The sequence below is a fragment of the Amycolatopsis sp. cmx-4-54 genome, assembly GCF_046548895.1.
Classification (GTDB): Bacteria; Actinomycetota; Actinomycetes; order Mycobacteriales; family Pseudonocardiaceae; genus Amycolatopsis.
The window spans coordinates 144,142-165,935 of sequence record NZ_JAEBEJ010000016.1 but is presented as its reverse complement, the minus strand read 5'-3'; the positions used below and the strand labels follow the sequence as shown (position 1 = coordinate 165,935).

The window sequence follows — 21,794 nt, the reverse complement described above, 5'->3', positions numbered from 1 at the left end:
CACGATCGCGAGGGGGAGCGTGCCGGAACCGCGAACAGGAGAACGCACACCGGAGCTGGAAGCGTTCATGGACGGGCTGCGGAAGCTCCGGACACGGGCCGGGGAGCCGTCCTTCCGGAAGATGGCGGCGAAGTCCGGCGCGGTGTCCCACGCGACCCTGCACCTCACCGTCACCGGCACGCGGTTGCAGCCGTGGGAGACGGTCCGGGAGTTCGTCCGCGCCTGCGACGGTGACGAAGAGGAATGGCACGCCCGATGGCAGGGCGTCCAGCTCGTGCTCTCCGCCGGCCGCGAAACGGAACCGGCCTCGCGATGGCGGTCCAAACGCGTCCTGGTGCCGCTGGTCCTCGTGCTCGTCGCCGCGGTCGCCGCCGTCGTGGTCATCCTGCTGCCGGGCGAGCAGGACACGCCCGCACCGCCGCATCCCGGTGACTCGAGCCGATTCGTCGCCGACGTGACGATCCCCGACGAGACCGTGGTCAAACCCGGCACCCAGTTCGTGAAGGTGTGGGAACTCGAGAACACCGGCACCGTCGAGTGGTGGAAACGGTACCTGCGCCGCACCGATCTCCCGGTCGCGCCCGGCACCTGCCGCACCCCCGACCGGATCCCGGTCAACGACACCGCGCCGGGCGGGCGCGTGCAGGTGACGGTCACCGTGAGCACCCCGCCGAACGCCCCGGCCGACTGCAAGGTGTTCTGGAAGATGGTCGACGAACAGGACCGGGAACTCTTCCCGGCCAACAGGCCGATCTACTTCTCGGTCCTCGTCCGCGCCTGAAGCCGTAACTCGCGTGATCATGAGGGGAAGTCAGACGTGTCGTGGTGCGACCGCGACCAAGACCCTTCCCGGTGTCCGATTCGGGTGCTTTGCGTGGGGGTCGTGAGTGGTAATGGTCGCTCTAACGCTCTTCAGCACTCACGACCCCGGCGCGAAGCGCCCAAATCGGGCATCGTGGACCGATCTTCTGGCTTACCTCTCACCATCCGGACGGATCCGGCGAAAACACCTCGATAGGCCGGGAAAGTGCGCTAGCCGCCGCTTTCCGCGCTGCCTAGGCTGAATTCCGCGCACGAGAACCACAACGTCCTCGGGAGTCTCCGATGAGAGCAACGAGAATCGTGTTCTGCGCCCTGTTCGCCCTCGGCGCCGCCTGCCTTTCCCCGACGGCGTCGGCGGGGCAAACCGCGTTCAGCCTGTCCAGTACCGCGTTCGCCGACGGCGGCCGCATGCCGAAGATCCACGAGTGCACCAGCGGCGGCGGGCAGGACCCGGCCAAGAAGAACGAGTCGCCGCCGTTGGCCTGGTCGGGTGCTCCCGCCGGGGCGAAGAGCTACGCGATCGTCATGCGCGACCTCGACAACGCCGCCCTGATCCACTGGGTCATCTACGACATCCCGGCGGCCACGGCCTCGCTCCCCCAGAACGTCCAGCACGTTTACCGGCCACCGGTGCCCGCCGGCTCCAGGCAGGTCTACTACCGCGGGAGCGCGAGCCTCTACGGCTACCAGGGCCCGTGCTCGCCCTCGACCGTGAACACCTACGAGTTCGTCGTGCACGCCCTCGACCGGCCGTCGCTCACCGGCCTGAACTCCGGTTCGTCGACCCGGGCCGCCGCCCAAGCGATCACCGCGGCTTCGATCGGCTCGGCGAGGATCACCGGCGAGTCGTAAGTCCCCTGGTCACCCGTGGCAAAATCGGCCCAATGCAGATCGGGATGCTGGGGCCCTTCGAGGTACGCACGGACGACGGTGACCTCGCCGACGTGCCCGGCGCCCGGTTGCGCGGGCTGCTGATCGCGCTCGCGCTCGAACCGGGCCGGGTGGTCCCGAAGGCGACGCTCGTCGACTGGATCTGGGGCGAACAGCCTCCCGCCGACGCGGCGAACGCCTTGCAGCGCTTGGTTTCCCGGCTGCGGAAGGTGCTGCCGGAAGGCGTCGTCGATGGGCAGACGGACGGCTACCGGCTGAAGGTGGCGCCCGACGCCGTCGACGCCGTGCGGTTCGAGCGGCTCGTCGGCCAGGCCCGTGGCGATGAGGAGCCGAAGCGGCTCCGCGAGGCCCTCGCCCTGTGGCGCGGCGCCGCCATGCAGGACGTCGGCCTGCAAGACAGTGGTGCCTTCGACGCGGCGGTCACCCGGCTCGAAGGGCTTCGCCTGACGGCGTTGGAGGATCGGTTCGACGCGGAGCTCGACCTCGGCCACGGCGCGAAACTCGTCACCGAACTGACCGATCTGGTGGCCGCGCATCCGCTGCGCGAACGACTCGTCGCCGCCCTGATGCGGGCTCTCGCGGCGACGGGCCGCGACACCGAAGCCCTGCTCGTGTACCAGCGCACGCGGGAAGCCCTGGCCGACGCGCTCGGCGTCGATCCGTCGCCGGAGCTGTCCGCGGTGCACGTCGCGCTGCTGCGAGGCGAGCTGGGACGGCGTGAAGAGAACCGCAAGACGAACGTGCGCGCCGAGCTGACCAGCTTCGTCGGCAAGGAAGCCGACGTCGCCAAGGTCCGCGACCTCGTCGCCGGGCACCGGCTCACCACCCTGATCGGCCCCGGCGGCTCGGGTAAGACCAGGCTGGCCACGGAAACCGCGCGCACCTTGCTCGGCGACCTGCCGGACGGCGCGTGGCTGGTGGAACTCGCCGCCATCGGTCCGGAAAGTGATGTCGCGCAGGCGACTCTCGCCGCGCTCGGCCTGCGGGACGCCCTGCTCGGTGACTCGTCGAACGCGGAACCCGTCGAACGGGTCATCGCCGCGATCCGGGACCGGGAGGTCCTGCTGATCCTCGACAACTGCGAGCACGTGATCGAGGCGGCCGCGGCGTTCGCCCATCGTGTGCTCGGGGAATGCCGCCGTCTCCGGATTCTGGCGACGAGCCGGGAGCCGCTCGGTATCACCGGCGAGACGTTGTGGCATGTCGTGCCGCTGGCCGTGCCGGACCGGCACGCCGGCCCCGCCGAGATCGAATCCTCCCCCGCCGTCCGGTTGCTGCGCGACCGGGCGAGCGCGGTGCACAAGGATTTCGTGGCCGACGAGACGACGTGGGCCACCATGGCGCGCGTCTGCCGGATCCTGGACGGGATGCCGCTGGCGATCGAACTGGCCGCGGCCAGGCTGCGCACCATGTCCATCGAGCAGCTCGCGAACCGGCTCGACGACCGGTTCCGCCTGCTGACCGGCGGCAGCCGGACCGCGCTGCCCCGGCACCGGACGTTGCGCGCCATGGTCGACTGGAGCTGGGAACTGCTGTCCGACGCCGAGCGGACGGTCCTGTGCAGGCTCTCGGTGTTCTCGGGCGGGGCGAGCCTCGAAGCGGCCGAGCGGGTCTGCGCCGGCGAGGCGGTCGAGCAGTACGAGGTCCTCGAACTGCTCACCACGCTGACCGAAAAGTCGCTGCTGGTCGCGGCGGGCGACGAGGCGCCGCGCTACCGGATGCTCGGCACGATCAAGGAGTACGCCGCGCAACGGCTCGCCGAGGCAGGCGAAACGGAGGTGGCACGCCACGCGCATCTCGCCTGTTTCACCGAGCTGGCCGAGGCCGCGGAGCCGATGCTCCGCCGCGCCGAACAGCTGGAGTGGCTCGCCAAACTCAAGGCCGAGCACGACAACATCACGTCCGCGATGCGCGGCGCCCTCACCGCGGGCGAGGGTCCGGAGGCGATGCGGCTGGCGGCGGCCTGCGGCTGGTACTGGTGGCTCAGCGGGCACCGCACGGAGGGCATGGAGCTGGTCAGCGCGGCCGTCAAGACACCGGGCGAGGTGTCCGCCGACGTCGAGGCCGTGGTGTACGGGCTCGTCTCGCTGTTCGTGAGTTCCGGTTTCGCCGACGAGCACACCGCGGCGAAGTGGATCCACGAGTCGTACCGGCTGAGCATGCACAGCGACTCGCGGCATCCCTTGCTGGGGCTCGTCGTCCCGCTCGAACGCATGCTGGCCGGGGACGAGGCGCTGTCCGCGTGGGAACCGGTGCTGGCGGACGAGAACGACTGGGTCCGCGCGCTGGGCAGGCTGCACCTCGGCAAGATGCGGATCACGCTCGGCCATCCCGGCCGGGAGGCGGACGAGTATCTCGAGCAGGCGCTCCGCGAGTTCCGGGTGATCGGCGAGCGGTTCGGGATCTCCTTCGCCCTGACCGAACTGGCGGACCGGATCGCCACCCGCGGCGAGTTCGCCACCGCGTGCGCGTACTACGAAGAGGCGATCACGGTCGTGACCGAGGTCGGCTCCCTCGAGGACCTCATCCGGCTGCGGTCGCGGCAGGCGCAGCTGTACTGGCTGATGGGCGACGAGGAGGGCGGCGCGGCCGCGGTGGCCGAAGCGCAGCGGTACGCCGAACGCGTCACCTGGCCGGGCGCGCTGGGCATGCTCGCCCTCGCGAACGCGGAACTCGCCCACTGGCGCGGGGAGACCGAGGAGGCGGCGCGGCAGCTCGACATCGCGATGACCGTGATGGGCGACGAAGCCGGTCTCGGCCACGTTCGCGCCATCAGCCACGACCTTCGTGGCTATTTCGCGGAGGAGCTCGAAAAGTCCCGTGAACACCGGCTGGCGGCTTGGCAGGCGGCCGCCGAGGTGCGGCACGTGCCTCTGATCGCCCACATGCTCGTCGGGATCGCGGATCTGGCCCTGCGCCAGGACGATCCCGAACAGGCCGCGCGGCTGCTCGGGGCGGCGGACGAACTGCGCGGGCTGCCGGACCGGTCCCGTCCGGACGTGACCCGGATCGAGGAAACAGTGCTGCGCCGCCTCGGCGAAGCGAAATTCGCGGAGGCGGCGCGAGAAGGCACCGAAGCGGACTGGAAGCGGCTGGCCGAGGTCACGCTCGCTTCTTGAACGTCGAGGACGCCCACAGGTAGCCGGCGAGCGCGATCCCGGCGCACCACCCGAGGGCGGGGAGCACGTCGCCCGCGGCCGGTGCCCCGTCGAGCAGGCCGCGCAGGGTCTCGATGATCGGCGTGAAGGGCTGGTATTCCGCGAACTCCCGGAGCCCGGGGCCCATCTTCTCGGCGGGCACGATCGCGCTGCTGAAGAACGGCAGCATGACCAGCGGCACCGAGGCCATCCCAGCGGTCTCCGGGGATTTCGCCGACAGCCCCAGCGCGACCGTGAGCCAGGCCGCCGCGAAGCCGAGCAGGACGACGATCCCCACTACCCCGAGCCAGTCGAGGAAACCGGCCGCCGGGGAGAAGCCGAGCAGGAAGGCCACCCCGGTGAGCGCCGCGATGGCGAGCAGGTTGGTCAGCACGCTGGCGACGACATGTCCGTTCAGCACCGCGCCGCGGGAGACGTCCATGACCTTGAACCGGTTGATGATGCCCTTGGTCATGTCGGAGTTCACCGCGGTCGCGGTCGCGCCGAGCCCGTAGCAGACGGCCAGCAGCATCAATCCCGGCGTCGCGTAGTCGACGTAATCGACGCCGACGCTGAACGCGTCACCGAACACGTACACGAACATCAGCATCATCACGACCGGCATCAGGATCGCGTTGAACACCGAGGTCGGGTTGCGGACGAGGTGCTTGAAATTACGGCGCAACATCACCGTGGACGCGGACTTCATTTCACTGCCTCCGTGTTGTGGCCCGTCAGGGCGAGGAAAACGTCATCGAGATCGGGGGTGTGGACGGAGAACTCTTCGGCGGCGACCGCGTACTCGTCGAGCCGGTCCAGCAGCGAGCGCAGGGATTTCGTCCCGCCGTCGCTGGGGACCCGCAGGGTGAGCGCCTCGTCGTCCCTGGTGGCCCCGGGGAAGATCCGCGCGGCCGCGTCGAGTTCGGCGACGGTGGTGAACCGCAGCCGGACATGCGTTCCGGGCATCCGGCGCTTGAGTTGATCGGGCGTGCCCTGTGCGACCAGGCGGCCCTGGTCGAGGACCGCGATCCGGTCGGCGAGCTGGTCGGCTTCTTCGAGGTACTGGGTGGTGAGGAAGACGGTGACCCCGCCGTCCACCAGTTCGCGGATGATCGACCACATCGTGCGACGGCTGCGCGGGTCCAGTCCCGTGGTGGGCTCGTCGAGGAAGATGATCCGCGGATCACCGACGAGCGTCATCGCCAGATCCAGTTTCCGGCGCATGCCACCGGAGTAGGTCGACGCCGGTTTCCGTGCCGATTCCACCAGGTCGAAGCGTTCCAGCAGGTCGGCGACGACCCGCTTGCCCGCGGCAGGCCGGCTCAGGTCCGCCATCAGCTGCAGGTTTTCCTGGCCCGTCAGCAGTTCGTCCACCGCCGCGAACTGGCCGGTGACCCCGATCGCCGCGCGTACCGCCTTGGCCTCGGTCACGAGGTCGTGGCCGGCGACCTTCGCCGTCCCGCCGTCGGACTTCATCAGTGTGGTCAGCAGGTTCACCGTCGTGGTCTTCCCCGCCCCGTTCGGGCCGAGCAGGGAGAAAATGGTGCCGGCGGGGACTTCCAGGTCGATACCGTCGAGCACGACCTTGTCCCCGAAGGTCTTTCGCAGTCCCGAAACCGCGATCGCTGTTTCTGTCATGGGCACCACTTTGGGCGGCCACGCTGACACGCCCCCGCCACGGCGCTGACACGGGTGGTGTCAGCGCCGTGTCAGCCCGATGTCAGGCCCCACGAGCACGGTGGTGGTCACAACCACCACGAAAGGCGAAGCGATGACTCAGACGGTTCCCATCCCGCAGGGCCTCCCGATGGACCGCGACGCGGGCCCCTTCGACCCGCCCAGCGAGATCACCCGGCTGCGCGAGGCCCGCCCGGTGAGTCCCATGGTCTTCCCCGACGGCCACGAGGGCTGGCTCGTCACCGGCTACGACGAGGCGCGGCAGCTGATGGCCGACACCAGGTTCAGCTCGCGCCAGGACATCGGCGTCCTCCACGCCCCGTACGAAATGCCGGGGATGCCCACCCCGACCGAGCCCTCCCCGCCGATGCCGGGCATGTTCGTCGCCATGGACCCGCCGGACCACGGCCGGCTGCGCAAGCGGCTCACCGGCGCTTTCACCGTCAAACGGATGAAGCAGCTCGAAGACCACATCGTCGAGATCACCGAACGGCAGCTGGACGCGATGGCCGCGCTGGTCCCACCGGTCGACCTGGTCAAGGAGTTCGCGCTGCCGGTGCCTTCACTGGTGATCTGCGAGCTGCTCGGTGTTCCCTACGAGGACCGGGATAGGTTCCAGGCCGACTCCGCCCAGCTCATGGTCAGGGACCAGACGCTGGAGGAGAAGATGGCCGCGTTCATCGGGATGAACACCTTCCTCACCGAACTGGTCACCCGCAAACGCGAGACGCCCGGCGACGACATCCTGTCCGACCTCGGCCGCCACGAAGACCTCACCATCGAGGAGCTGGCGGGAGCCGCTTTCCTGCTGCTGCTCGCGGGCCACGAGACCACCGCGAACATGCTGTCGCTGGGCACTTTCGCGCTCCTGGAGCACCCTGAGCAGCTAGCCGAACTGCGTGCCGACGCGGAGCTGCTGCCCGGTGCCGTCGAAGAGATGCTTCGCTACCTGTCCGTCGCCGACATCTTCTTCCGCTACGCCACGGAAGACCTGGAACTGGGCGGCGAAACGATCCCCGCGGGGTCCACCGTCATCATCTCGCTGCTGGCCGCCAACCGTGATCCACGGCGGTTCGAAGACCCCGACGCCCTGGACCTGCACCGCAACGCCCGTGGTCTGTTGTCCTTCGGGCACGGCATTCACCAGTGCCTCGGCCAGCAGCTGGCGCGGATCGAGATGCGGGCGGGGTTCGAGGCATTGTTGCGCCGCTTCCCGACCCTCGCGCTCGCCGTCCCCGCCGACGAGGTCAGGCTCAAGACCGACATGAACATCTACGGCGTCCACGAGTTGCCGGTCACCTGGGACTCCTGAGGGTCTGGCTGAGCGTCAACGCGGTGAGGGCGACGGCGAATCCGGTGAGCTGCCAGCCGGTGAGTGTCTGGCCGAGCACGAGGAACCCGGCGGCCGTGGCGACGAGGGGGTTGGTCAGCGTCAGCAGGGAGACCGACGCCGGGGCGAGGCGGTCGATCCCGCGGAACCACAGCGGGTAGGCCAGCGCGGTGGTGACGATGCCGATGTAGCCGTAGCCGAGCAGGTTCGCGGTCGTCAGCGAGTCCGGGAGGCCCTCGAACAGGAGCGTCGCCGGGGCGAGGACGACACCGCCCAGGCTCAGCTGCCAGCCGGTCATCGCCAGCGGATGCTCGGGACGGCCCCATTTCTTGGTCAGGATCAGGGATACGGCCATCAGCCCGACGGCGGCGAACATGGCGGCCAGGCCGAGCGGGTCGAGGCGGGCTTCCGCCGAAAGGGTCAGCAGGGCGACACCACCGGCGCCGACGATCGAGGCGAGCACGATCGGCGCCGGTGTCCGGACGCGGAGGATCGGCAACGCGAGCAAGGCGACCAGCAGGGGCTGGAGGGCGCCGAGGGTCGCGGCGACCCCGCCGGGAAGGCGGTACGCGGCGAGGAAGATCAACGGCAGGAAGGCCCCGAAGTTGAGCATTCCGAGCACCGTCGTCTTCCACCACCAGGATCCTTGCGGAAGCCGTCTGGTCAGCGCCAGCAGGAGCAGCCCGGCCGGAAGCGCCCGCAGCGCGGCGGCCAGCAACGGCCGGTCCGGCGGCAGAAGGGTCGCGGTGACGACGTACACGGTGCCCCAGCTGGCCGGTGCCAGTGCGGCGAGCCCGGCGTCGCGGAGCGTCGGTTTCGCGGCCGCCAGCTCGGTCGCGGCGACAGGCCGTTCGGCGATGACCGCCATGATGTCTCCTCACTGATAATCTCAACGTTGAGATAAAAGCAGCGACTTCTGTCAATGTCAAGTCTCTTAATGTTGAGATGATTGGAGGGTGTCATGGCCGACGCGGTGGACGCGGTGATCGCGCTGTGGCGGCACGAGCGGCCGGACCTCGAAGACAAGCTCTGGCCCGCCGAGGTGATCGGCCGCGTTCAGCGGCTTTCCCGGATCCTCGACCGGAGGCTCAAGGAGTTCAACGCCCGGCACGACCTGGAGTCGTGGGAGTTCGACGTGCTCACCACGCTCCGCCGCTCAGGCGAAGCCGACGGCCTGACCCCCGGCGCGCTGCTCAAGGCCGCCATGGTCACCTCGGGGGCGATCACGAACCGGATCGACCGCATGGAGGCCAAGGGCCTGGTCGAGCGGGTGCGCGACAGCGACGACCGCCGCTCGATCAAGATCCGGCTGACCGGCAAGGGCCGCGAAGTCGTCGACGAGGTCTTCGAACTCCACCTGGAGAACGAGGCAGGCCTTCTCCCCGAGCTGAAACCGGCGCAGTGGGCCGAACTGATCGGCGGTCTGCGGCTGCTGCTCGAACACTTCGGTGACACGTCACTGGAGTGATTTCAGCGCGGCCGCGGCGGCGTCCAGCGCGGCATCCGGATCGACGCCGAGTTCCGTGACGGCACGGGCGTAGTCGTCCGCCGCCGCCCGCAGAAGGGCCGCCGGGCCCGGGCGGTCGGCGAGTTCGGCGACGACCGTGCCCTTGGCGCGGGCGGTGCACACCCAGCCGGTCTCCTCCAGCTCCCGGTAGACCCGGGCCACGGTGCCCGAAGCGAGCGCCAGATCCCTGGCGAGCTGCCGGATGGCGGGCAGCCGGGTGCCCGGCGCCAGCGCGCCCGTGGTGATCAACCGGATGATCTGGTCACGCACCTGACGCCACGGCGCGATCCCGAGCTCCGTGTCGACGACGACTTTCAGTGGCGTCACACGGCTTCCGCGGGCGAACGGTGGGCGAGGTGGTACCAACCGGCGAGCCCGGCGAGGATCACGGCCGCCGAACCGACGTTCGTCGCCTCCGGCATCGCCAGTGTCACGGTGGCGGCGAGCCCCAGGCCCGCGGCGACCCGCGCACTGCGGACCCGCAACGCGCCGTCCGCCGCGGTGTCCCCTGTGGACGGTCGGCGCACGGCGAGCAGGACGATCAGCCAGGTGACCGCCGAAACGGCCGCGGCCACGCCGAGCGGCGCCCACCAGCGATGGACCACGAGCCAGACCGCCGCGGCCGCGACGACCACCGCGTAGAGGATCAGCCCCCAGCCGGGAACGAGCCCGCGCACCCCACGCCGCTCCAGCCCCGCCTCGCGGCGAGCGCTCTTTCGCGGCCGTTGAGCCAGAACCTCGGCGATCAGCGCCCCGATCAGCAGTGTGGCAAGGACAAGCGACGCGCTGTCACCGCGAATGCCGGCGAGATCGGCCAGCACCGGCAGCCCGAGGAACAGCCACGGATACCAGAACCGGCGACGGCGCAGGTAACGCACTGCCTCGGCGACATCGGCCGGCGAAGGATCGCCGACACCCCATCGCCGCAGCACCTTCTTGCCCTGCTTTTCGCCCGGCCACAACAGAACCAGGATCGCCAGGCCGAACAGGCCCATGATCAGGGCGACGGCCACGATGTTGTCGAACGGCACGATCGACCTCCTCGGTCTTGTATCAAGTACATGATACAAGACCGCCGGGGCTCACGCCGGATCGGCGAGGATCCCGTTCACGTAGGTCCCCGGACGCGTGGCGGCATCCTGGCGCAGCACGGGAAGATCCGACGGCCAGTTCGCGGTGAGCGGTTGGGTCTGTCCCGGCGGGATGCTCGTCACGCGCGTCGGCGTCCACGTGCCGGAACCCGCGGCGGGCTTCAGGATCGTGACGGTCGCGGTCGCGGTGGAACCCGCCGGAACCTCGTTGTACTTCACGCCGTTGTCGACCCGGGGCAGGTGGTAGACCGGCCCGTTCGGGTCGTCGGGACCGTTCAGGTCGACGCCGGGAACGCCGTACAGCGCGCAGGTCCGGGGCGAAGTGTTCTTGTAGGTCAACGGCACGTCGACCTGCCCTTGCGCGTTCGGGCTCGGCTTGGGCGCGCCGAGCACGAGCGAGAGATCCGTTGTGGCACAACGGGGAGTGCTGCCCGATCCGGCCTGCTTCCCGGTGGCCTGAGGTTTCGTGGTCCCCTCGTTCCGCGCGGCGGAAGTCGCCGGTGGCGCGGAAGTGGCGGTCGGCGCGGCGGAGGGGGCCGGAAAGATGCGCCGCGATGACGCTGCTCTCAGAAAAGCAACCTCGGCGGCCGACGCACATCTTTCCCTTTGGGACAAGGAATTCTGCCCGTTCGGGTCACGTCCAGCCGAGCGGGGTCACCTCCGCCGCCGACGTCCACGGGCCGCGCCCGCCCGCCTCGGTGAGGGCGCGGAACCGCACATAGCGCGCTCGAGCCGGCCAGAACCGCAGGGTCTTCCGGGCGGCGTCGTCGGCAAAGGTACCCGTGGCGACGGGGCTTCCCCAAGCCGACCCGTCGGCGCTCAGGTAGACCTCGTATGCGCCGACGCGGCCATTGCCGGAACCGTCCTGACGCGGCAGATAGGCCAGCCCCGTGACAGTGCGGGCGGCGCCCAGGTCGAGTTGCAGTTCGTGGGGCAACGGGTCCGCCCCGCCGGACCACTTGGTGTGCCAGTGGGTGGCCGGATCACCGTCGACGGCCTTCGTGGCGGCGCCGGACTCGCCCGCGGTCTCCTGGCTGTCGGCCGAGCGGACGGTGGCGGCGAGCGGCCCCGAGCCCATCACCGGGTCGCTGATGGTCTCGGCACCCGTCTCGACATGCCCCGCGAAGCGGCGAAGGAATCCGCCCGGCCCCTGAACGGTCAGGTCGTACCAGCCACCCATGCCGCCTTCGGTGCTGAACCAGTCCTCCACCGTCGCGCCTTGGGCGACCGTGTACGTCCACGGTCCGCCACCCCGGTTGCCGGTGCGCACAGTCAGCTCGCACGCGGCGCCGGCGTTGGTCATCTTCAGGTACACGACACCGGAACCCGGCCGCAGCACGACTTCCGGATTCGGTGCGCCGCCGGTGGTCGCGGTGATCCGATTACCCGCGAACCGGCGAAGGAAACCGTTGGGGCCGTGCGTGGTGAGGTCATACGCGCCTTCCGGGGAACCCGCCTGCCAGTAGTCCGAGAGCGTCGCGTTCGCGCCGAGCGTGTAGCGCCAAGGCCCGTCGGTGCGGTGCGCGTTGGCGTACACGTAGAAGTGAGCGCCCGCGGTTCCGGTGTTGGCGAAGTCGATCCAGAACCGCTCGGCCGTCACCCGGCCGGAAACCTCGAACCGGTAAGGCAGGGGCCGTGCGGGCCGGATACCGGTCTCCGGAACCGGCGGCTTCTGCACGGAAGGCGGCTGCGGCTGGGTGTTCCACGGCCCGCTCGTCGGCACCGGTGCGGGCAGCGCCGGATAGCTCGCGTTCGGCGCCGCGGTGTCCAGCGCCGAAGTCAGGTCGCCGCATACGGTGCGCCGCCACGGCGAGATGTTCGGCTCGGCGACACCGCTCCACCGTTCCAGGAACCGCAGCACGGAAGTGTGGTCGAAGACCTCCGAACACACCTTCCCGCCCCGGCTCCACGGCGAGATGACGAACATGGGCACCCGCACGCCCAGCCCGATCGGTTCACCGGACACGAATTCGTCGGTCGTGGCGACGGAACTCTTGCCCTCGTCGTCGGAGAACGGCGGCGCGGGCGGTGGCATGTGGTCGAAGAAGCCACCGTCTTCGTCGTAGGTCAGCAGGAACAGGGTCTTGTTCCACACGCCGGGTTTGGAGGCGATCGCGTCGAGGATCGACTTCACCAGCTCGGCCCCGGTGTTGGGCCCCCACGCGGGATGCTCGGTCTGCGATTCCGGCGCGACGATCCACGACACCGACGGCAGCCTGCCCGCGTCGACGTCGGCCTTGAAGGCGATCGGCAACTGTTTCGGCGCGAGCCTCGCCAAACCCCTGTCGTACAGAGCGCGCTCGGTCGCGGTCAAGGTCGCCACCCCCGCGGCGAGTCCGTCGAGCAGCCGGGTCCGTTCGGCGGCCGAGGCCGAATCCAGGGCGTAGTAGAAATACTCGAGCTTCGGAAAGGCCTTGCCCGCGGAGTCCTTCACCTTCGACAGGGCCTTGGTGCCGACGGCCAGCAAACTACTGAAATAGTCCAGCGAATTGTCGCCGTAATTGTCCCATTCCTGATAGACCCGCCAACTGCGGCCCGCGGCCTGGAGCCGCTCGGCGTAGGTCTTCCAGGTGTAACCGGTGTGCCCGGGGTTCTGCCACGCGTCGTTGCCGATCGCGCGGGTCTTGCCGTCCGGTTCGAAGCCGAGTTTGCCGGTGAACAGGTACATCCGGTTCGGGTTGGTCGGGCCCATTTCCGAGCAGTGGTAGGCATCGCAGACCGTGAACGCGTCGGCCAGTTCGTGATAGAACGGCAGCGCCGAACGCTGGTGATAGGTCAGCGAACGCACGCCCTTGGCCGCGCGCCACGCGTCGTGGCGGCCCTTGTTCCACGCCCGGTGCCCGCCGGACCAGCTGTGGTCGACGTCGGCCATGAACTGGTCGTCGATCGCATACGGCAGCAGGGTTCCCGCGCCGTCGGGCTGCTGGAAGACCGACGCTCCGGACGGCAGCTTGATCGCGGCCGGATCGGCGAAACCCCGCACTCCGCGCAGCGTCCCCAGATAATGGTCGAACGACCGGTTCTCCTGCATGAACACCACGACGTGCTCGATGACTTCGAGCCCGCCCGTCGGCGCTTCCGCGGCCAGCGCCTGCCGGACACTCGCCGGAAGCAAGGTGAAAGCGGAAGCCGCGCCAGCGGCCTTCAGCAGGGTACGACGGCGCACGGAGCCCTCCAGGAACTGCGTTGAACCCGATCAAACGTGTTCGAAACTGCACCTTTTCTGCGACTACCGAGCAGATAGAAGCATACGGGCCTGATCGGTTCAAGAGTTCCGTCTGCGGGCTGCATGATCGGAGCAACAAGACGCGACTTTCGGATGGTAGATCCCGCCGCCGGTGCCGGGGTCATGAGTGTTCGGGGTCATTAGCCGTCCGGTCCGTGAAGGCCTCGCCAAGTACATGAAGGCCCCCATCCTTGCGCCTGGGTACAGGAAGGGGGCCTTCATGTACCGAACGCACCGGCACGCAAACCGTGGTGGGGGCCGCCCCCCTTGAGCGTCCCCCACCCGGTTCACCCGGCCGGAAACCGGCCGGACGTCATTTCGTGGTGTCGTCCCGACGGCCGGACAACGCCGCCACCGCGAGAAGCATGACCACGGGCCAGATCACGGCCATCGACGCGGCCCCGCCGAAAGTGATCGCCGTGACCGAAACCGCCGTCGCGATCAGCCCACCGACGGGCGACACATAACAAAAGCCCAAAGGCCCCAGAAAGAGCACCCACGACAACGCCGCCTTCACCGATTTGGCGGGCGGACGCGGAACCGGATACCGCCCCGGGCCGACGACCTCGTGGTCTTCGCCCTGATACCACCCGCCGGACATCAACGGCGGGTGCGGCGCGAAGAAGGCCGGTCTTCGGCCGAATGCCCGCGGCGTCCGCGGATTCGGTACGGCCGGTTCACGCCGGTGATCCTTCGGCCGTTTCATGACACTTTCGGCGCTGCGCATGACGTCCTCCCCCCGTCGCCGGCCCGAGGCCTGGTGAACTCACCCCTTGCCTGGCACAATTACCGGTTGCGGTGCGAAACTTCCGGGTCGTTCTGCCCACTGACCATGCTGACGAGTCGGGGGAGTGGCTGATGCGTCAAATGGAACACAGCGCGAATCCGGCCCCCGGCGATCCGGAGGGTCAGGATGACCGGTTCTCCATCGGGTGACCACGGTGGCTACGGAACCTGGGGCCGGCTGACGCCCGCGGAGCAGTCGGCTCTCCGGCGCGCGGGCCATGTGAAGGTGTGGCGGCCAGGCCAGATCCTCGCCCTCCAGGGCAGTCCGCCCACCAGTATGTTCGTCGTCCTCCATGGCTGGGTGAAGATCAGCGCCACCAACTACCGCGGCGAGGACGCGCCGCTCGCCGCCCGCGGCCCGGCGGAGATCGTGGGCGAGCTGGCCCCGATCAGCGGGCTCCCCCGGTCCGCCACCATGTCGGCGATCGACGAGGTGCGCACCCTCGTCGTGCCGAGGGAGAAATTCCTCGGCGTCCTGCGAGACCGGCCGCGTATCGCCGAAGAAATCTTCCGTACCGCGGCGATCCGCCTGCAGCAGTCCGACCGGCTGCGCCTCGAAGCGGGCGGGCCGGATTTCCCACAACGTCTCGCCGCGGTTCTCCTGGAGCTGGCGCTGCAGCACGCCGTCGACTGGACGGACGGGCAGCAGGTCGATCTCCGGTTCAACCAAGGGGAATTGGCGGGCTTCGCGCGCGTTTCGCGCAGCACCCTGATCCGGGGACTCGAAGAACTCCGGCGGCTGGGCGTCGTGCGCACCGCGCGCCAGCGCGTCACGATCACCCGTCCTCGCGCATTACGGGAATTGGCGGCCGGGCGGCCACCACCGCCCGCCGAGGCCTGATCGGTCGCGAAATCTCGGCTATCCTTGTCGAGGTTCGACTCTGGCAACCGTTCCACGGGGTGGAGGGAATCGGCACGATGAGTTCTTTCTCGGCGAACACCGAACCGGACATCGAATCGGCGTTGATCGATCTCGACGCGGTCTCCTTCACCGCGTTACGGGAGCTGGACGGCGAAGCCTTCCGCCAGTCCGCGCTCCACGTCGTCGAACGCACCCGACGCGTCCACGCGCGCTACAGAAGCGCTGCCAGCGCGGGCGGCGAGCGCATCGACTGATGCCGCCGCCCGCCGAGGCTCGCCCCGCGTTCCACCGGTTGTCGTGGCGGGACTTCGACGCGCTGGCGCGCCTTGACGGCGACGAGGACATGGCCCGGCGGTTGCGGCGGGCCGAGCGAAGCCGTCGCAAACTGCTGATTCACGCGTTGCTGACCGAGGCCACGAAGACGCCGGGCCATTCAGGTCCCCTGCCCTCGCTGGATTCCGCCTGGGAACTCCTCGCACGTGCCGAGGCACGAGCACCCCGCGCGGTGAACCGGATGCTCACCAACCCGTACACCGGAAGCTGGGCGGGTTACACGACTCGCCTGCTGCGCGACGGGATCGACGGTGTCGGTCCTTTGTGGATGCATCTGGGCCACGCGCACGCGATCGCGGCGGCCGCGGCGATCCGGGCGGAGCTCGACTTCGAGACGGCCATCCCGGCCTGGCACGGCAACGCCATGCTCCCTTCCCTCGGCATGGCGAGATTTCCCGGTACCGCGCCGTTTTCCTCGGCCATCGTGCGCGGCGAGAACGGCCGGTACTTCGTCTCGAACGCCGAAACGACGGTCCGCCTGCCCGGCTCGCCCGACACCGGCGCACCCGGCTGGTGGGGAATCCGACGGGTGCGGAGCCAGGTCGGCGCACACCGGTTCTCCCTGTTGCTGGACGATCTCGACCCCTACCGCGGGCTTTACGAACCGATCCCACCGGAACGCCTGCCTGCCAAGGAATTCGCCGATTGGCAGCGGCTGATCGACGAAGCCTGCCGTCTGATCGCCGCCCATCTCCCCGGCCTGGCTCGCATCATGCCCGTGGGGCTCGCCTCAGTGGTGCCCAAACCCCAGGTGCTCTTCCGGAATCCGAGCGCGTCGACCGGGGAGGCGTTCGGCAGCGCGGTGGTCGGCCTGCCCGCCGACGGCGCGTCCCTCGCGGAGACCTTGATCCACGAGTTCCAGCACATCGTGCTCGGCGGCCTGCTGCATCTGGTCGAGTTGTACGAACCGGATCCCGGTGAACGGATCTACGTGACCTGGCGGGATGATCCACGGCCCGTGAACGGTGCCCTGCAAGGGGTCTACGCGTTTTTCGGGGTCACCGCGTTCTGGCGCGCATTGGCCCGTGCCGGTCAAGGTCCCCGGCGCTCCGCCTTCGAATTCGCGTTCTGGCGCGAGCAGACGTGGCGCACTCTGCGGGTCCTGCGCGTGGACCCGACACTGACCGACGCCGGACGCCGGTTCCTCGACGGCATCGCCGAACGCCTCGGCCCCTGGCAGGACGAGCCCGTACCGGCGGAGGCGCGCGAACCGGCCGCGGCCGCCGGCCGGGATCACCTCGCCGGCTGGCGGGTCCGCCACCTGCGGCCGGATCCGTCCGTGGTCACCGAGCTGGCGGGGGCATGGCTCGCCGGAAGACCGAGGCCGCCGATCACCCTCGACGCCCCGGACCTTCCCCCGACGCCGGTACCGGACGGAGCCTGGTCCCACGCCAGAACGGACCTGATCCGGCTCGCCGTCGGCGACACACCGCTGTCGCCGGACGGACGTCCTCCAGCCGTACCCGGCGCCACCGCCGCCGATTTCGCCTACACCGCGGGCGACTTCCTCGAAGCGGTCCAGGCCTACCGGCGGGAACTCGCCACGGATCCCGACCGGCCGAACTCCCTGGTCGGCTTGGGCCTCGCGCTCGCCGCCCGAGGCCCGCATCCCGCCGCCCGCGCCCTGCTGCACTGCCCCGAACTCGTCCGAGCCGTGCATCGGTCCTTGCGAGCCGTTCCGCGGCCACCGACCGTGGAACAGCTCGCCGCCTGGATCGGGCAACTCGTCCCGGGCTGATTCACATCAGGATCGGGTCGATGTCGCAGTTGGCGCGGGCACCCCGGCCCGCCGCCTGCGTTCCGGGGTGGGCCTCGCCGAGGACCCGGCGGTACCGCACCAGGATCGGGTCGCGGAACGGTACGGCCTCGTCCGTCCGGCCGAGCTCGGTCAGGTCCAGTCCGAGGTTGAAGCACGCCGCCAGTACCGTCGGATGGTCTTCGCCGAGTACCTGCGTACCGCGCTCGACCGCGTCCCGTCCCAGTTCCACCGCCCGGTCGAACTCACCCAGCGCCGCCAGGTCACTCGCCAGGTTGATCGTGGCGGCGACGGCGTACGGGTGGTCCGGGCCGATGCCGGCCCGGAACTGCTCGAGGGCGCGCTCGTCGAGGACACGAGCGGCCGCGGCGTCGCCCATGAGCCGCAAGGTGACCGCCAGGTCGACATTGGCGACGAGGGTGTGCGGGTGATGCTCGCCGAGTCCGCTCCGGTATCGCTCGAAGGTCTCCTCACCGAGCCGCTTCGCCGCGGCCAAGTCACCCGAGTGACGAAGGTCGAGCGAATGGGCGAGAGCGCAGCTCATCGTGACGGAGTGGTCGTCACCATAGGCGAACCGGTACCTCTTGAGGGCGTCCGTGGACATGCTGAGCGCGCCCGCATGGTCGCCGTCCTTACGCCGGTTCACGGAAAGCAGGAACGAATGGGTCGCGCTGTCCAGCTGGTCCGGGCCGAACCGCGCGTGGAAGTTCTCCGTGAGCCTTTCCTGCTGCACCCGGGCCTGGCCGTAGTCCCCCGCCTCGCGCAGGTCCACGATCAAGGAAGCGTTGACACTGAAGGTGCGGACGTGATCGCGGCCGAGTACCTCGATCCGGCGCCGGAGGGTGTCCTGGTCCAGTTCCGCGGCGGCGCGGTAGGCACCGCTCAACCGGAGGCTGATGGCGTGCTGGTACGCGGCGTTGAGTGTCTCCGGGTCGTCCTCGCCGAACATGCGTTTGGACTTCTGGTAGATCTCTTCGCTCAGTTTGGTCGCCGCCGCGAAGTCGCCCTGCGCCCGCAGGTCGATCGTGATGTTCCGCTGGAGGGCGAAGGTCTCCTCGTTCTCCTCACCGGACACCTGAAGGCGCAGCGCGAGAGTGCGCTGATTGAGTTCCGCGGCTTCGGAGTACCGGCCGATCGCCCACAGATAGAGCCCCAGCCTCGACGAGACTTCGAGCGTCTGCGGATGGGTGGGGCCGAGGGCGTCGGTGAACCTCTTCCGAGCTTCGAGGCCGAGCCGGGCGGCCTCCTCGTGATCGCCGTACTCGAACAGGTAACGCATCAGGTTGATGTAGAGCTGACGCGGCCAGTCGTCGTCGCAGCCCAGCACATTCGCGGCGTAGGCGTGCGGCAGCAGTTCGCGGTAGCGCGCCCAGTGCCTGCTGGACTCGGGGTCGTTCGGGTCCAGCGCGGCCAGCAGCTGGTGGGCACCGTGTTGCATCCGCGCGTGCACCTGACGGGCCATGACCCGGTTGCGCAGGACCAGCTGGACCAGCCGGTGCAGCTGAAGGGTGTTGTTGCCGTGGTCGATCTTCGCGAGGCCGTACCGGTTGATGTCCCGGATGGCCCGCGCGAGTTTGATCGGGTCACGCAGGGCCGCGTCGAGCTCCGGGGAGATCGACACCCGGTTGACCCCGGTGAGCAGGTCACGCGAAATCGGCTCCGGCGAGAAAAAGGCGCAGATGTGCAGGATCTGATGCGCCGCCGGGTTGCGGGTCTTCAGCTCCTCGAACGAAACATTCCAGGCCGCGGCGACGGACACCTCGTTGTCGGGCGCCGAGGCGGTGTCGAGGATTTCCTCGACCGACTCGTCGAACAGGCGCAGATACTCCTGCACCGGCATCCCGGTCACCGCGCGCCAGGCCGCCGCCTGTTCGACGGCCAACGGCAGATCGCCGAGTTTTTCGGCGAGTTCGTCGGCGTCGGCCGGGTCGATCTCCGGACCGCGGCGTCCGAGCAACTCGACGCTTTCCTCGCGTTTGAACACCGCCAGTTCCAGCGGCCGCGCGATCCCCGCCCAATCGGAGTTGCGCGAGGTGATCAGGATTTCACCGGGACCGTTGCGCGGGAAGAACGGCAGCACGGTGTCCGGGCTTTCGGCGGCGTCGAAGACCAGGAGCCAGCGCCGGAACGGCCGTCCGGTCCGGAGTGCCTCGATGACCGCCGGAACCGCGACGCTGGCCTCGGACGCGCCCTGCAGGCCGAGCATCCCGGCGAGTTCGGTGAGACCGGCACGGATCTGGGTCGTATGCGCGGCGTCGATCCACCAGACGAGGTCGTAATCCTGGAGGTGCCGGTAGATGTACTCGGTGGCCATCTGCGTCTTGCCGATACCGCCGAGACCGTGCAGCGCCGAAGGGAGCACGGCGGTGGTACCGCTGCTCAATCGTTTGGTGAGCTGGTCGAGCAGTTCGTCGCGACCGGTGAAGTTGGGATTGCGCGGGGGGACGTTCCCGAAGACCAGCGGCGGGTCTTCGGGCTGCCGGTTGGGGAAGTGCCGGGAACTGTCCGCCGCCGAAGGGTGGACGATCCTCGTCGTCGGTTCGTTCGCGTCGGGCTCGCCGAGATGAGTCGAGCGTCCCTGTGGCACAGGTGTCGAAGCAGGTGGACGTTCGGCCGTCTCAGGCATTTTTGGGCTCACAGCCTTCTTTATTGATTCAGATTCCGGTGCGACGAGACCCCTGCCTTTTACCGCGTTGCGCAGCCGGTCGGCCCGGGACAGGTACGGTCCGGAAAGCGCGCGCATGAGCGCGCCTTCCAATTCCACATCGGCCGGGGACTCGCGGGTGAGGTCTGGATCCGGTGTGTTGTTCGGGTCGGCGATGGCGTCCCGGAGGTGACCGAGCAGCCTGATCCGGTCACCGAAATGGGTGGCGGCCACTCGGACGACACTGGCCGTTTCCGACCGTCGTGCGCCACTGAGCAGCAATTCCCGGACTGCCTCGGGAAAAGCGAAGACCCCGTCGGTGTCCCAAGTGGACTCGCCCTCCCTGAGTGCGGGAGCGTACATCATCCCCGAAAGCAAAAGTTCGAGGAGGTGCTCCACTCCCGCTTCCGGTACGAACCGCTGTCCGACCAGCTTCGCGATGTCGAGACGGACCGGTACCGCCGCGAGCAACTGCGCCAAGCGTAGCGCCGGCGGTGACGCAACACTGCGGAATCTGTGCACTCTTTCGGCGGGTGACAAAGTTACCGGCGGGTCGGCGGAATCGGACCGGGAAATCCGTTCCGTGGCGAGGACTACCGTTCCTTCGGCGGCACCGGCGTTCTCGCCGGTCATCAGTCCGGCCCACCAGCCCAGCGACCGCGGCCGCAGTTCGAGCACCGGCACCGGGACGAGGTGGCCGGGCACTTTCGAGCCGGGTTCGAGCCAGGCGTCCGCGAGGTCGCAACCCCATCTGCTGTTGGGTGCCAACGCGTTCGGGACCCGTAACCACGCCTTGTGCGGATCCATGCCGCACCGACCCCACAGCCATGGCGGCAGCAGGTGGACGATGCTCACCGGCATCGTCCTTCCCCAGCGCGCCAGCACCGGGTACAGCGCGTCCTTGTGCTGCCAGGCATCGCCGACACCGTCGGTCAGCAGCAACACGGCCCGCCGTCCCGAAGAATCCATGATCTCGTTCGGGTCGCGGGCGGGCGCACCGGGTGTGCCACCACGAAGAACGAGTCCCTCTTCGCTGTCCTTCGCGGTTTCCAGCAGCCGGACCTGAATGGTACGGAAAGCACCCGCTTGCCGGAGTAATTCGACGAACGCCGACACCCTCGGCCGCCACAACGCCATCGAGGGACCATTGTCGAGGACGAGCGTCAGGTCCAGCCAGCGCTCCTTGCTCGATCGGGTGACCGGCCACCACCGGCCGGTCTCCGCGACCCGGACGGCGGTCGCCACTTCGTCCAGGACCACATTGTCGTGTCGCCGCGAGACCGTTTCCCGTTTCAGCGATCTCAGTGCGCGGAAGTACTCCAGCGATTCGAGGAGTACCACTCCCCCCGGTCCGGTGCCGTCGACCGCGGGTTCGGGCAGCTCTCCGGGTACGGCTTCGATCGCGACGACCTGATCTCCGTCCTCCGCGGGAGCCTCGGCGCCGGCGATCCGGGACAGCTCCGATCCGGGCGGTTCCAGGGTTTCCCCGCGCTCGGCGGGAGCGTTGCGGATCCGCACTTTCTCCGGAGGCTCCTCCGGCTCCTCGGCCGGATCGGATCCGTCGGCGGCCCGCCGCGGCGAGATGGCCGCGGCCAGCCACACGATGTCGGCGACGTCGGTCCAGCTCAGGTCCTCGAACCCGAACCGCTTCACCCCCTGGGGGGAACCGGTCTTCCGCCGCTCCGCCACCGGGGCGGAACGCGAGTCGGACACACCGCCCGGCCCGTCCACG

The 21,794-nt window shown here is 69.1% G+C and carries 17 protein-coding genes; 8 read left to right on the top strand and 9 right to left on the bottom strand.

Annotated elements, in window-relative coordinates:
* Positions 1 to 19: 19 nt before the first annotated feature.
* From ACLJQ7_RS37870 to ACLJQ7_RS37860, 3 genes are all read left to right on the top strand, one after another.
* Positions 20 to 781, top strand: coding sequence for an NBR1-Ig-like domain-containing protein (locus ACLJQ7_RS37870; RefSeq protein WP_410652995.1), 762 nt, complete (start codon positions 20 to 22; stop codon positions 779 to 781).
* A 323-nt stretch (positions 782 to 1,104) separates the two neighbouring features.
* Positions 1,105 to 1,674, top strand: a complete 570-nt coding sequence (locus ACLJQ7_RS37865) for a YbhB/YbcL family Raf kinase inhibitor-like protein (protein ID WP_410652994.1) — start codon at positions 1,105 to 1,107, stop codon at positions 1,672 to 1,674.
* 32 nt (positions 1,675 to 1,706) lie between these two features.
* Positions 1,707 to 4,832, top strand: coding sequence for a BTAD domain-containing putative transcriptional regulator (locus ACLJQ7_RS37860; protein ID WP_410652993.1), 3,126 nt, complete (start codon positions 1,707 to 1,709; stop codon positions 4,830 to 4,832).
* On the opposite strand, the gene ACLJQ7_RS37855 is transcribed toward ACLJQ7_RS37860, so the two are convergent.
* Entirely contained in the window at positions 4,816 to 5,559 is a 744-nt protein-coding gene (locus ACLJQ7_RS37855; protein WP_410652992.1) for an ABC transporter permease, read from the bottom strand. The two genes, ACLJQ7_RS37860 and ACLJQ7_RS37855, sit on opposite strands and share 17 nt — an antisense overlap.
* Positions 5,556 to 6,488, bottom strand: a complete 933-nt coding sequence (locus tag ACLJQ7_RS37850) for an ATP-binding cassette domain-containing protein (RefSeq protein WP_410652991.1) — start codon at positions 6,486 to 6,488, stop codon at positions 5,556 to 5,558. Before ACLJQ7_RS37850 ends, ACLJQ7_RS37855 begins: the two co-directional genes overlap by 4 nt.
* Before the next feature lie 133 nt (positions 6,489 to 6,621).
* Here ACLJQ7_RS37850 and ACLJQ7_RS37845 point away from each other — a divergent pair, with 133 nt between their 5' ends.
* A complete protein-coding gene (locus ACLJQ7_RS37845) occupies positions 6,622 to 7,839 on the top strand; it encodes a cytochrome P450 (protein ID WP_410652990.1) in 1,218 nt (405 codons plus the stop codon).
* Here ACLJQ7_RS37845 and ACLJQ7_RS37840 read toward each other — a convergent pair.
* Positions 7,823 to 8,725: an EamA family transporter gene (locus tag ACLJQ7_RS37840; RefSeq protein WP_410652989.1), complete on the bottom strand. Its 903-nt coding sequence runs from the start codon at positions 8,723 to 8,725 to the stop codon at positions 7,823 to 7,825. The genes ACLJQ7_RS37845 and ACLJQ7_RS37840 overlap by 17 nt on opposite strands.
* A 93-nt stretch (positions 8,726 to 8,818) precedes the next feature.
* On the opposite strand from ACLJQ7_RS37840, the gene ACLJQ7_RS37835 reads away from it, so the two are divergent.
* Positions 8,819 to 9,325 (top strand): MarR family winged helix-turn-helix transcriptional regulator, encoded by a 507-nt coding sequence (locus tag ACLJQ7_RS37835; protein WP_410652988.1) that lies wholly within the window; start codon positions 8,819 to 8,821, stop codon positions 9,323 to 9,325.
* Here ACLJQ7_RS37835 and ACLJQ7_RS37830 read toward each other — a convergent pair.
* The 5 genes from ACLJQ7_RS37830 to ACLJQ7_RS37810 form a co-directional block, all read right to left on the bottom strand.
* On the bottom strand, positions 9,314 to 9,682 hold the full coding sequence (locus tag ACLJQ7_RS37830) for a GntR family transcriptional regulator (protein WP_410653031.1): 369 nt from the start codon (positions 9,680 to 9,682) through the stop codon (positions 9,314 to 9,316). The genes ACLJQ7_RS37835 and ACLJQ7_RS37830 overlap by 12 nt on opposite strands.
* A 5-nt stretch (positions 9,683 to 9,687) precedes the next feature.
* Positions 9,688 to 10,395 (bottom strand): hypothetical protein, encoded by a 708-nt coding sequence (locus ACLJQ7_RS37825; protein WP_410652987.1) that lies wholly within the window; start codon positions 10,393 to 10,395, stop codon positions 9,688 to 9,690.
* A 51-nt stretch (positions 10,396 to 10,446) separates the two neighbouring features.
* On the bottom strand, positions 10,447 to 11,025 hold the full coding sequence (locus ACLJQ7_RS37820) for a DUF4232 domain-containing protein (RefSeq protein WP_410653030.1): 579 nt from the start codon (positions 11,023 to 11,025) through the stop codon (positions 10,447 to 10,449).
* Positions 11,026 to 11,089: 64 nt separating this feature from the next.
* On the bottom strand, positions 11,090 to 13,621 hold the full coding sequence (locus tag ACLJQ7_RS37815) for a phosphocholine-specific phospholipase C (protein WP_410652986.1): 2,532 nt from the start codon (positions 13,619 to 13,621) through the stop codon (positions 11,090 to 11,092).
* Between the two features lie 373 nt (positions 13,622 to 13,994).
* Positions 13,995 to 14,408 carry a hypothetical protein gene (locus ACLJQ7_RS37810; RefSeq protein ID WP_410652985.1) on the bottom strand — a complete coding sequence of 138 codons (414 nt, stop codon included), beginning with the start codon at positions 14,406 to 14,408 and terminating at the stop codon, positions 13,995 to 13,997.
* Between the two features lie 186 nt (positions 14,409 to 14,594).
* On the opposite strand from ACLJQ7_RS37810, the gene ACLJQ7_RS37805 reads away from it, so the two are divergent.
* From ACLJQ7_RS37805 to ACLJQ7_RS37795, 3 genes are all read left to right on the top strand, one after another.
* Positions 14,595 to 15,308, top strand: coding sequence for a Crp/Fnr family transcriptional regulator (locus ACLJQ7_RS37805; protein WP_410652984.1), 714 nt, complete (start codon positions 14,595 to 14,597; stop codon positions 15,306 to 15,308).
* Positions 15,309 to 15,385: 77 nt separating this feature from the next.
* Positions 15,386 to 15,583: a hypothetical protein gene (locus ACLJQ7_RS37800; RefSeq protein WP_410652983.1), complete on the top strand. Its 198-nt coding sequence runs from the start codon at positions 15,386 to 15,388 to the stop codon at positions 15,581 to 15,583.
* On the top strand, positions 15,583 to 17,400 hold the full coding sequence (locus tag ACLJQ7_RS37795) for an aKG-HExxH-type peptide beta-hydroxylase (protein ID WP_410652982.1): 1,818 nt from the start codon (positions 15,583 to 15,585) through the stop codon (positions 17,398 to 17,400). The genes ACLJQ7_RS37800 and ACLJQ7_RS37795 overlap by 1 nt, the downstream gene beginning before the upstream one ends.
* 1 nt (position 17,401) lies before the next feature.
* Here the strand turns inward: ACLJQ7_RS37795 and fxsT are convergent, their stop codons facing one another.
* Entirely contained in the window at positions 17,402 to 21,793 is a 4,392-nt protein-coding gene (fxsT, locus tag ACLJQ7_RS37790; RefSeq protein ID WP_410652981.1) for an FxSxx-COOH system tetratricopeptide repeat protein, read from the bottom strand.
* Position 21,794 lies beyond the last annotated feature (1 nt).